Origin of the sequence: Streptococcus sp. CF8_Ac1-9 (assembly GCF_024295565.1) — a bacterium.
GTDB classification, from domain to species: Bacteria; Bacillota; Bacilli; order Lactobacillales; family Streptococcaceae; genus Streptococcus; species Streptococcus parasanguinis_X.
Genome location: NZ_JANCOY010000001.1, coordinates 508173 through 520476 on the forward strand (window position 1 = coordinate 508173; position 12304 = coordinate 520476).

At 43.9% G+C, this 12304-nt stretch carries 14 protein-coding genes; 1 reads left to right on the forward strand and 13 read right to left on the reverse strand.

The window, feature by feature from the left end; all coding sequences use genetic code 11:
* Window positions 1–35: 35 nt before the first annotated feature.
* The 12 genes from phoU to truB all read right to left on the reverse strand — a co-directional run bounded on the left by phoU (window position 36) and on the right by truB (window position 9983).
* Entirely contained in the window at window positions 36–689 is a 654-nt protein-coding gene (phoU, locus tag NML76_RS02555) for a phosphate signaling complex protein PhoU (protein WP_003006603.1), read from the reverse strand.
* Between the two features lie 12 nt (window positions 690–701).
* Window positions 702–1460 (reverse strand): phosphate ABC transporter ATP-binding protein PstB, encoded by a 759-nt coding sequence (gene pstB / locus NML76_RS02560; protein ID WP_003003393.1) that lies wholly within the window; start codon window positions 1458–1460, stop codon window positions 702–704.
* A 29-nt stretch (window positions 1461–1489) separates the two neighbouring features.
* Window positions 1490–2293, reverse strand: a complete 804-nt coding sequence (pstB, locus tag NML76_RS02565; protein ID WP_003006600.1) for a phosphate ABC transporter ATP-binding protein PstB — start codon at window positions 2291–2293, stop codon at window positions 1490–1492.
* A gap of 10 nt (window positions 2294–2303) precedes the next feature.
* Entirely contained in the window at window positions 2304–3188 is an 885-nt protein-coding gene (gene pstA / locus NML76_RS02570; protein ID WP_003006597.1) for a phosphate ABC transporter permease PstA, read from the reverse strand.
* Window positions 3178–4089: a phosphate ABC transporter permease subunit PstC gene (gene pstC / locus NML76_RS02575; protein WP_003003307.1), complete on the reverse strand. Its 912-nt coding sequence runs from the start codon at window positions 4087–4089 to the stop codon at window positions 3178–3180. The genes pstA and pstC overlap by 11 nt, the downstream gene beginning before the upstream one ends.
* 16 nt (window positions 4090–4105) lie before the next feature.
* A complete protein-coding gene (locus tag NML76_RS02580; protein ID WP_129824200.1) occupies window positions 4106–4972 on the reverse strand; it encodes a phosphate ABC transporter substrate-binding protein PstS family protein in 867 nt (288 codons plus the stop codon).
* Window positions 4973–5079: 107 nt separating this feature from the next.
* Window positions 5080–6384, reverse strand: coding sequence for an RsmF rRNA methyltransferase first C-terminal domain-containing protein (locus NML76_RS02585; protein WP_214259815.1), 1305 nt, complete (start codon window positions 6382–6384; stop codon window positions 5080–5082).
* Window positions 6385–7155: an inositol monophosphatase family protein gene (locus NML76_RS02590; protein ID WP_214259816.1), complete on the reverse strand. Its 771-nt coding sequence runs from the start codon at window positions 7153–7155 to the stop codon at window positions 6385–6387.
* The gene (locus NML76_RS02595; RefSeq protein ID WP_003003480.1) at window positions 7145–7423 is read right to left on the reverse strand and encodes a UPF0223 family protein; all 279 of its coding nucleotides are present in this window, start codon (window positions 7421–7423) and stop codon (window positions 7145–7147) included. The genes NML76_RS02590 and NML76_RS02595 overlap by 11 nt, the downstream gene beginning before the upstream one ends.
* A gap of 12 nt (window positions 7424–7435) precedes the next feature.
* Complete coding sequence (locus tag NML76_RS02600; RefSeq protein ID WP_009732658.1) at window positions 7436–7837, reverse strand: Spx/MgsR family RNA polymerase-binding regulatory protein; 402 nt, start codon at window positions 7835–7837, stop codon at window positions 7436–7438.
* A gap of 309 nt (window positions 7838–8146) precedes the next feature.
* A complete protein-coding gene (locus NML76_RS02605; protein WP_254732594.1) occupies window positions 8147–9082 on the reverse strand; it encodes a bifunctional riboflavin kinase/FAD synthetase in 936 nt (311 codons plus the stop codon).
* A 4-nt stretch (window positions 9083–9086) separates the two neighbouring features.
* On the reverse strand, window positions 9087–9983 hold the full coding sequence (gene truB, locus NML76_RS02610) for a tRNA pseudouridine(55) synthase TruB (protein WP_254732596.1): 897 nt from the start codon (window positions 9981–9983) through the stop codon (window positions 9087–9089).
* 180 nt (window positions 9984–10163) lie between these two features.
* On the opposite strand from truB, the gene NML76_RS02615 reads away from it, so the two are divergent.
* Window positions 10164–11480 (forward strand): FAD-containing oxidoreductase, encoded by a 1317-nt coding sequence (locus NML76_RS02615; protein ID WP_254732598.1) that lies wholly within the window; start codon window positions 10164–10166, stop codon window positions 11478–11480.
* A gap of 31 nt (window positions 11481–11511) precedes the next feature.
* On the opposite strand, the gene NML76_RS02620 is transcribed toward NML76_RS02615, so the two are convergent.
* Window positions 11512–12282 carry an alpha/beta fold hydrolase gene (locus tag NML76_RS02620; protein ID WP_254732714.1) on the reverse strand — a complete coding sequence of 257 codons (771 nt, stop codon included), beginning with the start codon at window positions 12280–12282 and terminating at the stop codon, window positions 11512–11514.
* Between the last annotated feature and the right edge of the window lie 22 nt (window positions 12283–12304).

Sequence of the window (12304 nt, forward strand, 5' to 3'; positions counted from 1 at the left end):
CAATGCCTGTCTAAGATCGAAAAGACTCCATGATCTTACATTTCGATAATTTTACCTGTTTCAAAGTAAACTACCCATTCACAGATATTTTTTGCATAATCTCCGATGCGTTCCAAGAAGTTGATCACTTGGAAATAATCACGACCCGTCACGATGGACTCTGGATTTTTCCGAATTTCTTCTGTTGCTAATTCTTGGATGCTATCGAAGTAATGGTTGATGACTTCATCTCGTGAAGCAACTTCATAGGCCAAATCCACATCGCCTTTGAGGTAAACATCTAGTGTCGCTTCGACAAAATCTTTGACTTCACGGCCCATCTTGCTGATTTCTTCCTCAACAGATTGGATACGGACTTCCCCTTTCATGCGAATCGTTGCCTTGGCAATCGATACTGCGTGGTCCCCCATCCGCTCCAAGTCAGAGACCGCTTTTAAGACGGTCATCACGACACGAAGGTCTTGTGAAACCGGCTGTTGAAGAGCAATAATCTCAAAAGATTTGCGCTCAAGCTTCACTTCGTATTCGTTGATCTCCGCATCATCTTCGATGACCTGACGGGCCAATTCACGGTCATGGGTCACGAAAGCACGAACTGTACGGTTGATCTGACTCAACACTTCATTTCCCATTGCATAAAACTGATTATGCAACTTCTCTAAATCTTCTTCAAATTGAACTCGTAACATTTTATTTTCTTCCTATCCAAATTTACCAGAGACATAGTCTTCTGTTTCTTTCTTAGCTGGGTTCAAGAACATTTCATTGGTGTCATTGTACTCGATCAAATCCCCATCCAAGAAAAAGGCTGTTTTATCGGAAATCCGACTTGCTTGTTGCATGGAGCGTGTCACCAAGAGCATGGTGTAGCGGTCTTTTAGTCCATACAAGGTTTCTTCAATCTTACCAGCTGAAATCGGGTCCAGCGCTGAAGTTGGTTCATCCAAAAGAATAATCTTTGGACTGGTCGCAAGAACCCGCGCTACACAGACCCGCTGCTGCTGACCACCGGAAAGTCCGATCGCTGAATCATGCAGGCGATCCTTGACCTCATCCCAGATGGAAGCGCGTTTCAGTGAGGTTTCAACCGCCTCATCCAAGACAGCCTTGTCCTTGACACCATTAATCATCAAGCCGTAGGTCACGTTATCATAAATGGACATTGGAAAGGGATTGGGCTGTTGAAAGACCATTCCGATTTCCTTACGCAATTCGACCGTATCGGTCCGTGGTCCGTAGATATTGTGACCGTTGTAGAGGATAGTGCCTGTGGTTGTAACCTCATGGTTAAGGTCCCCCATGCGGTTAATGGCTTTTAAAAGGGTAGATTTCCCTGATCCTGAAGGACCAATCAAGGCTGTAATCTCTTTTGGAGCAAAGTCCAAGGAGACACTATTTAAAGCCTTCTTTTTATTGTAATAAACCGACAAGTCCTTGACTTGCAAAATTGGTTCTGTCATTCTATTTTCCTTTTTGTTGTCATATTACTTTATCCAAAGTGACCCGATACATAATCGTTAGTCGATTGCAATTTCGCATTTTGGAAAATATTCGAAGTCTTATCGTACTCGATGAGGTTTCCAAGATAAAAGAAACCGGTATAATCACTAGCACGCGCTGCTTGTTGCATGCTGTGGGTCACGATGACAATGGTATAATCCTTCTTCAACTCAAGCATGGTTTCTTCTAATTGCGCTGTCGCGATCGGATCAAGCGCTGAAGCAGGCTCATCCATGAGTAAGATATCTGGCTTCACAGAGATGGCCCGGGCGATACAGAGTCGTTGCTGTTGGCCACCCGAAAGTGTCAGGGCTGATTTATGAAGATCATCCTTAACCTGATCCCATAGAGCTGCCTGTTTCAAAGAAGTTTCGACCAATTCGTCCAAGATCTTCTTGTCTTTCACCCCAGCACGTTCATGCGGGAAGGTGATGTTTTTATAAATCGATTTGGCAAAAGGATTGGGCCGTTGGAAAACCATCCCAATGTGCTTGCGCATTTCATAAACATTGATATCTGGACGATTGACATCGATTCCTTCATACCAAATTTCACCCGTAACACGCGCAATATCGATGGTATCATTCATCCGGTTCAAACTACGAAGGTAGGTTGATTTCCCAGATCCTGAGGGACCGATCAAGGCTGTAATCTTATTCTTTTCAAACTGCATGTCGACGCCTTTAATGGACTCGTTCGTTCCATAATAGACATGCAAATCTTTGGTCGATAGGACCACCTTTTCTTCAGGAAAAGTAATGATGTGTCTCTCATCCCAATTGTATTTTGACATTTCTTCTCCTTTAAGCAGATGTTAGTTTTTTATGGAGGTAACTTCCGAGTTTGCGCGCTCCAAAGTTAAAGATCAAGATAAAGATCAAAAGAACGGCGGCAGAACCGGCTGAAACTTCGATCGAGTCTGGAATGGTTCCTTCACTGTTGACCTTCCAGATATGGACGGCCAAGGTTTCAGCCTGACGGAAGATCGAAATCGGACTGGTCACACTAAAGATATTCCAGTTTGACCAATCAAGGGCTGGAGCCGATTGACCTGCTGTATAGATCAAGGCAGCAGCTTCCCCAAAGATCCGTCCTGAAGCTAAGACGACCCCAGTGATAATACTTGGAAGAGCTTCTGGTACCACGACATGAATCACAGTTTCCCAGCGAGACAAACCCAGTGCTAGACCTGCTTCGCGCTGCGTATGGTGGACGTGCTGCAAGCTATCTTCAATATTGCGGGTCATCTGTGGCAAGTTAAAGACGGTCAAGGCCAAGGCACCTGAAATGATCGAAAATCCATATTTAAACTGGACAACGAAGACCAGGTAACCAAAGAGACCTACAACGACAGATGGCAAAGAAGACAAGATCTCAATACAGGTACGAACCAAATTGGTCAAGCGACCTTTTTTAGCATACTCAGAGAGGTAAATCCCAGCTCCAAGAGATAGTGGGAAAGAAATCACCAAGGTAATGACCAAGAGGAAGAAGGAATTATACAATTGAATTCCGATCCCTCCTCCTGCTTGGTAAGAAGAAGATTTCCCAGTCAAGAAGTGCCAAGATACATGGGGCAAGCCACGGACCAAGATATAAAGGATCAATGAGGCAAGAATCGCAACGATGATCCCTGAAATAGCATACAGCACTCCTGTCGCAATTTTATCCATTCGTTTAGCGTGCATAGTTCTTCTTACCTCTTTCTTTCGTAATCAGTTTAATCACACTGTTAAAGGCAAGACTCATCAGGAGCAATACCAAGGCGAGTGACCAAAGAACATTGTTATTGACCGTACCCATGACGGTATTTCCGATTCCCATAGTCAAAATAGAGGTGAGGGTGGAAGCTGGTGTTGTGAGCGAGGTTGGTACCACTGCCGAGTTTCCGACTACCATCTGGATAGCCAAGGCTTCCCCGAAGGCACGCGCCATACCAAAGACAACCGCTGTAAAGATTCCAGAGCGGGCTGCCTTGAGCGTGACATGCCAAATGGTTTGCCAGCGGGTCGCTCCCATGGCCATACTAGCTTCCCGATAATGACGGGGCACAGCTCGGAGGCTATCGGTCGTCATAAAGGTGACTGTTGGCAAGATCATAACAAAGAGGACAAAGACCCCTGAGAGGATCCCAAAACCAGTCCCTCCAAAGAGACTACGCGTAAATGGAACGACCACTTGAAGGCCAATGAATCCGTAAACAACTGAAGGAATCCCCACTAAGAGCTCAATGGCTGGTTGCAAGAAACGAGCTCCTTTAGGAGAGACTTCTGTCATGAAAACTGCTGCACCAATGGCAAACGGCGTTGCCAAGAGGGCAGAAAGCAAGGTTACAATAAAGGAACCTAGAATCATTGGTAGGGCTCCGAATTCCTTTGCAGCAGGATTCCAAGTACTCCCAAATAGAAAACTAAAGATATTGACTTTATTGACAAAGAAAGTCGATAAACCTTTTTGGGCCACGAAAATCAAAATCATGGCAACGACGACAACAATCAAACTCATACATAAAAAAGTAATGGTTTTCCCAAATTTTTCTAGGCGGGAGTTTTTTGATTTCGTCAGCATTTTTTTTGCTACTTCGTTCATTTTTTACCTAATTCTTTTATTTTTTTGACACATTCCCTTTTAAATCACGGGTTACTTTCATGTCATTGATCGGGATATAACCCATCTTGCCAACAACTTTTTGCTGAACCTCATCGGTCATCATGTAGTCAATGAATTTTTTAGACAACTCATTGGGTTTTCCTTTGGTATACATGTGTTCGTAGGACCAGATTGGCCAGTTATTGTTGACGACATTAGCTTTGGTTGGTTGATAGCCATTAAGCTTCATGGTTTTGACACTGCTATCCAAGTAGGTAAAGGCTAGATAAGAGATGGCTCCTGGCGTTTGAGAAACGATGTTTTTCACCATTCCATTAGAGTCTTGCTCTTGGGCCTGCTTGGGTTGTTTGCCATCCATGATAATGGCATCAAAGACAGCACGGCTACCAGAACCAACCGCCCGGTTCACAATCGTGATTTCAAGATCTGGACCTCCCAATTGCTTCCAGTTGGTATATTCACCCGTAAAGATCTTTCGCAATTGCTCTGTTGTCAAATTGTCGATTGAGATATTTTTATTGGCAATGATGGCTGTCCCTGCTACGGCTACCTGATGATCGACCAGACTAGAGGCATCAATCCCAGATTTTTCCTCTGCAAAGAGGTCACTATTTCCGATGTCCACAGCGCCTGATTGAACTTGTGAAAGTCCTGTACCAGAACCTCCTCCTTGTACATTTACAATCTTACCAGGATGTTCTTCAATGTAGCGATCTACTACTCCTTCAACCAAGGGTTGTAAGGCAGTCGATCCGACAGCAGTGATGGATTCTCCGCGATCGATCCAAGAAGCACAAGCAGATAAACTTCCTGCTAATGCGATCGTCGCTAGTCCTAGGATCAGCTTTTTAGACTTTTTCAAATCATGTCTCCTTGATATTTCACTATTTCACTTATGATTTTGACAAGTTTTTTTCAAAAAAACCTGTACTTCCACTATATCATAGAACGGGTTCTTTGCCCAGCATTTTACCTAAAACGAAGCCCCTTTGGATAGAAATTTTTCAGGGTCTGTCCGGTCACTTTGGCAAAGCCCAAACCATTGCCTTCAACCAGGACCTGGTACCATCCATTTGGATGCGTTTCCTTCAATTGAACCGTCTCTCCCGCAACATAATGAACAAAGTCTTCAGACGTGATCGAAACGGTCTCTTTGACTTCACTCGGTCTCAATGCTAGACCAAGGGCAAAACTAGGTTCAAATCGATTTTTCTTGAAGGTCCCTAGGTGCAAGCCATTTCGGGCAATTTTTACTTTACGCAAATCTGGTAAACCAAGTGGAACCAAGTAGAGTTCGTCCCCAAAGGTTTCGAGGACACCTTCTAGAGTGATCTTCAAGTGTTTCTTAGCAAACTCCTGCCATAATTTCTTTTGTTCTGCAGATAATTGGTCCTTCTTCGAAGGGACTTTGGCAGGTTGATTCTCTCCTAGATAACGAAACTTAGCAACAAATTGTCCCTCCCCTTTAAAGAGATGAGGATACATGCGCGCCGTTTCTGGATGGTCAATGCCTTCTGCCATACCATTGATCTTCTCGATCGTTTCCAATTCTAGATCAAAATTATCTAAGAGCCAGGATACGATCTCTTCATTTTCCTCAGGAGCCCAGGTACAGGTTGAATAAACCAAGGAACCACCTGGAACCAACATCTTGAGAGCATCCTCTAGAATCTCTCTTTGAAGAAGACTACACTCTCGAGGATAATCGATGGACCAATAGTCCATGGCATCTGGTTGCTTGCGGAACATCCCCTCACCTGAACACGGGGCGTCTAGTACAATCAGATCAAAAAAGCCTGAGAAAACTTTGGCCAGACGATCGGCAGACTCATTGGTTAGTAGCACATTTCGCGCACCAAAGCGTTCGACATTCTCTACAAGAATTTTCGAGCGGCCCTTGTGGATTTCATTGGAGACCAAGAGTCCCTGATTGTCCAAATAAGACAAGAGTTGGGTGGTCTTTCCCCCAGGAGCTGCGGCTAAGTCTAAGACCTTCATCCCTGGCTTCGGCTGAGCGACTTGGGCCACTATCTGTGCAGCTGGCTCTTGCGAATAGACCAAGCCTGTTGCGTGCTCGATGGATTTTCCTGAGACCTTTCCATAATGTCCCCAAGGAGTATTGGGAATCGGATCATCAAATACTTTTTGAGCTTCTTTCAAGGGATTAGTGCGAAAGGCCGATACTGCTTCTTGTTCAAAAGTCGTAAAAAAAGCAGCAGCATCCTCACCTAGAAGATGCTGGTATTTTTCTTTAAAACCATTGGGAAAATTCATTTAACTTCTCCCTTTCTTAAGATAGGTTTGAATTTCTGTTAACTTCACTTTTGGAACCATCATAATGGGTTCCACCGTCTGGTAATTTGGTTTATTTCCATTTAGATTTAAAACGGTATAGCCCAACTGTTCGCCCATGATCGCTGCTGCGGCATAATCCCAGGGCCAGATGTAGCTAAAATAAGCTAGAATCCCACCTGAGAGAACTTTTGAAAAACTAATACCGGCACTTCCGTAAACCCGAATTCCAAGAGAATCCATGCCAAGATCGGCCATGCCCCAGTCATTTTTCTCAAGCATGCCGACATTTGAAGCAATCAAAAAGTTTTCTAGAGGTTGGTCCACAAAGGGTGTTAGTTCAACCTCATTTCGATAAACAGGGAATTCTCCACCCCCGTAAAAAAGGTGATCCCGCATCACATCGTAGATCAGGCCAAACTGACCAATTCCGTCTTCAAAATAGGCCACCATTACCGCAAAATCTTCCTTTTGGGTCACAAAATTATTGGTCCCATCAATAGGATCAATCACCCAAACGGATCCTTCTGAAATCGGTGAACGAAGGCCATCTTCCTCCGCAAAAATCCGATCATCTGGGTAGCGATGTGTGATTTTTTCAACCAAATCCTTTTGAACCTGTTGGTCCATCTGGGTGACTAAATCTGTCGGCCCAGTCTTTTTTGAGATCATCAAGTCATCATGGAGATGAAGACGCAAGTAGTCTCCAGCCTCTAAAACGATTTGTTTGGCAAACTCTAATTTATTCTTCAAGAGAAAACCATCCTTCCTCTTTTTGCTTTGCAGCCTGGGTAGCACGATAAAGAGAATAACCGCTCACTTCTTCGAACTCCCGTCCAAGACGCTTTTCTTCTCCGATACTAGGCACGACCTTCTTAAAAGCGCGGTAGGCTTCCATGTATTCTTTGGCTTCTACCTTACTTTCATAGGCTTCTTCAACTTTATTGAAAAAAGAAAGCACTGAAGCAAGCTCTTCAGTGCTCCACGATAAGTCCAGTGGGTAACTATAATTTTTTTGCATTCGACATACTTCTTAGTTTATTTCTGCTCTTAGAGTGGCAGAGCGTAACTCTTGTTTGCGATAACTCCGTGGCAAGAAGGCCCGAATTTCATCTTCGTTAAAGCCAATCTGCATGCGTTTGTTATCTAAAATAATCGGTCTCCGCAAGAGACTAGGATTTTCCTCAATCAGATGGATCAAGGCTGAGATGGATAAATCTTCAACATCAACATCCAATTTTTGAAAAATTTTTGAACGAGTTGAAATAATGTCGTCTGTTCCGTTTTCGGTCAAGGCCAATATACTTGTCAACTCCTGTTTGCTCAAAGGACTTGTCATAATATTGTGTTCTTTAAATGGAACATCGTGCTTTTTTAACCAAGCCCGAGCTTTTCGACATGATGTACAACTCGGCGATAAAAATAATGTAATCATGTGGTTCACTTCTTTTTTTATATATAACTATCTGACTCTATTATACAAAAAAAATAGGTGCTTGAAAAGCGCTTTTTTGATTTCTCGACGATTTTTCTGAATTTCAGTGGAAAAAAGAAATCCCTTTCATTTTTCCCAAGAAGAGGCCCGAAAAAAGAGAGTGGGACAGAAATCGGTAATTCGTTAGAATTCGATTTCGTCGTCCCACCTCCGCACAGTTGAGTAGGGCTGTGAAAGCTGATGAAATCAGCGTAGTAGAGCCCACTCAACCACTGCGTTTTGCTCGACAATCCAAAAACAATTGAGAGGCTAGGACTTTTGTCCCAGCCTCTTGGTCCAGTTTCGTGAAACTGCTTCATCTTCTTCTAGTTGCGCCACTAGTTGATCGATCCCATCGAATTTAACCATTTCTCTAATCTTATCTAACCAATGAATGGTCAGGGTATGACCGTAGATATCTCCTGTAAAATCAAAGAGATTGACTTCGAAACGAAGCTCTTTCCCATCAAAGGTGACATTTTTCCCGACAGAAGCCATCCCACGGTAGGTCTGCCCTTTAAAATCGACATCAACTACATAAACCCCATCTGATGGTAAATAGGTCCGGTCAATCGGCGCTAAATTGGCGGTAGGATAGCCAATGGTGCGGCCACGCGCATCCCCGTGCACGACGATTCCCCGACTGGATAAAGGGTGACCAAGTAGACGGGCAGCTTCTTTGACGCGTCCTTCTAGGACAGCTTGACGAATGCGGGTCGAACTAATCTTTTCCCCCTGATCCAATACAGGAGAAATGACTTCCACTTGACCATCAAAATAAGCAACTAAGTCAGAGGCCGTTTTCTTATCAGAGCCAAAACTATAATCAAATCCAGCAATTAAAACTCGGGCTCTCAAGGCTTTGACAAATTGATCGACAAATTCTTTCGCAGTTTTAGAAGCAAAATCGGTCGTAAAATCAATGAGGAAGAGCTCATCCACTCCTAGTTCGTTTAATTTTTGGAACCGATCCTCAGGGCTCTGCAAATGAAGTAGTAATTCTGGTTGGTAGCGAACAAAGGCTAACTTAGGAGATTCAGGGAAGGTTAACAAAGCAACCTTCAAGCCTTTTTCATCCGCGATCTGACGCGCCTTTTTAAAGAGTTCTTGATGCCCCAGATGCAGGCCATCAAAGTAGCCCAGAACCAAAACTGTCTCATTCTCCAAATGGATCTGGTTAGCAGTAGTAATCGTACGAATATTCATGAATTTATTGTAACACACTTTCTGTTAGAAAGACTTTTCGAGGTTTGTAAAGTTCTTCTCTTTTTTCTAAAATGGCTACCAATTTTCCTTGGTAAAAAGCAGCTAACTCTTTGGAGTCACTCTCAACTGGAATAAAGCGTCCCACTTGGACTTCGCTAACCTCTTCTACTGTCAGCTCTACTTTTTCCAGATCCCCGGTGCCAATTTCAAGTGGGTGAAGGAAGCTCAAATCTCCTTGGGCTACTTTTTCAGCCACTTCTTCCAAGGTCAGGGCATCAGCCAGTGACAAACCGGCAGCACTGGTCCGTGTCAGATGAGACATATGGGCAGCATAGCCCAGTTTCTGACCAAGGTCCACAGACAAGGTCCGGATATAGGTGCCCTTGCTGCATTTGACCCGGAAACGAAAACGGGCTAGACCTTCCTCGTAGCCAATCTCACTGGTGCGTGTGAATTCATAAATGGTTACCTGCCGGACAGGACGTTCCACTTCTTCTCCTGCCCGCGCATATTCATAGAGCTTACGTCCATTAACCTTGACCGCTGAATACATAGGTGGTACCTGCTCGATCTCTCCCACCATCTGGGCAATCATGCGATCGACCTCTGTTGCATCTAAAGGCGCTTCCACTGGGGTCCGCTCTACGATTTCCCCGCTGGCATCTTCCGTCGTGGTAGAAAATCCCAGAGTGATTTCTCCTTCATAGACCTTACCTTCATCTTGCATGAATTCGACCATCCGGGTCGCCTTTCCAACTGCAATCGGAAGCACTCCCACCACATCTGGATCCAGCGTTCCCCCATGGCCGATCTTCTTAGTTCCTAAGATTTTTCGCAGTTTAAAGACCACATCATGTGAGGTCATGCCTGCTTCCTTTTTTACATTGATAATTCCGTCCATCTGATTTGCTCTTTCTAACTCTTGTGTGACCATCCGGGCCACCGACCCTTTATTATACCATGAAACAAGACTTCTTGTCCCTCTTTCCCCCTTCTCATGAGCTCCTAAAAAATACCGTAGCAGATTTCAGACTTTTTAAAATGGGTTTGATACAATAGAAAGCGAAAGAAGGTGTAACATATGTTAATGTATGATGTTATTGTGATTGGATTTGGTAAAGCTGGTAAAACACTCGCAGCGAAATTATCAAGCCAAGGAAAAAAAGTTGCTCTGATTGAAAAGAGCAAGTCTATGTATGGTGGTACTTGTATCAATATCGCTTGTATTCCAACTAAGACCTTAATCGTCGCAGCAGAAAAAGGCTTGGATTTTGAGCAAGCCATGAATGAGAAAAATGCAGTCACTACTCGTCTCAATGGCAAGAACTATGCAACTATTGCTGGAACTGGTGTAGACATTATCGACGCGACGGCTCGTTTCGTTTCTAACAAGGTCATCGAAATTCAAGCTGGAGATGAAAAGGAAGAATTGACAGCTGAAACCATTATTATTAATACTGGTGCTGTGCCAACTGTCCTTCCGATTCCAGGTTTGGCTGAAAGTAAATTTGCCGTGGATTCAACCGGCATTCAACGTTTGGAAAACCTACCTAAACGCCTGGGTGTCCTTGGTGGTGGACCAATCGGATTGGAATTTGCTCATCTCTATAATACCTTGGGCAGCCAAGTAACGGTATTGGATGCTTCTGAAACATTCTTGCCACGGATCGAGCCAAGTATTGCAGCTCTTGCAAAAGGCTACCTTGAAGAAGACGGTATTCAATTCTTGCAAGGCATTCATACCCAAGAAATCAAAGATGGCCAAAACAGCTTAACGGTTGTCACAGATAAGGGAGACTTTGAGTTCGATATCCTTCTCTACGCAACAGGTCGTAAGCCAAACACAGCTGGACTTGGTCTTGAAAACACAGACATCCAAGTCACTGATCGTGGAGCGATCAAAGTCAACCGTCATTTGGAAACCAGCGTCCCTGGTGTCTTTGCAGTTGGAGATGTCAATGGTGGCCCTCAATTCACCTACATGTCACTCGATGACTTCCGCATTGTCTTCAACTACCTCACAGGCGATGGTAGCTACAATCTCGAAACTCGTAGAAATTATGCGACAACACTCTTTATTGCTCCTCCACTTGCCCAAGTCGGCTTGACCGAGCAAGAAGCACGTGACAAAGGACTTCCAGTTGCTGTTAAAGAATTGCCAGTTGCTGCTATGCCACGCGGACACGTCAATGCAGACCTTCGAGGTGCCTTCAAAGCCGTGGTTAACCCAGAAACCAAAGAAATTCTTGGAGTGACTCTCTTTGGAGAAGCTGCAGGCGAAATCATCAACCTGATTACCATGGCGATGGACAACAAGATCCCTTATACTTACATTGCAAAACAAATCTTTACCCACCCAACCATGGCAGAAAACCTAAACGATCTCTTTGCGATTTAAATAAAAACGCTGGAAATTTTTCCAGCGTTTTTTAGTTTAAGAATCCACAGACAGCCTCTTGAAATGCTTTATTTTCTTCATAAAGAGCATGCCCAGAATGCTTTAGAATAAGGAGCTGACAACCCGAAATCGCTTTTGCCAGTTCCTTGGATCCGTCCACACTAATCACATCATCTTCAAGCGCACCAAGGACAAAGGTTGGACACTGAATTTCCTTTAAGACCTCACGGCTATTATGTTCCAGGCAAGACTGAGACTGAATGGCTATTCTATTTTCATCTTTGATTCGCCCCAAGCGACCCATAATATTATAAAGCAACCGCCACTTTTGATAGCTCTTTTGCGTATAGGAATGCTTTGCAATATCCAGCATGAGATGCTTAAAATTTCCAGATTGACTAAGTTTTTGCCAATGCTCAATTCGTTCTCTAGCAAGTTGACTAGGTTTCGCAGTGGTCACGGCTAAAATGAGCTTTTGAACCTTTTCAGGGAAATCCGCCACCAACCATTGGGCAATCATTCCACCTTGCGAAATCCCCATAACATAAGATGTATCTAAGTTCAGCGCCTCCATTGCTTCTGCTACATCTGCTGCCATATCCCGCGTTGTATAGCCCTGTCTCAGCTCATTGATTCGAGAAAAAACATAAATTTTGTAACGTTTGGCAAGTATACGGTATGTGATTGAAAAAGGCATAGCCATACCTTTAACCGTCTGTAGTCCATCACCCAAGCCTGGTATGATTACTAATGGCTGTTTACCTTTACCAAATGTTACATAGTCCATGGTTTTCCCATTCATGGACAAGGTAGCGTTCTTAGCT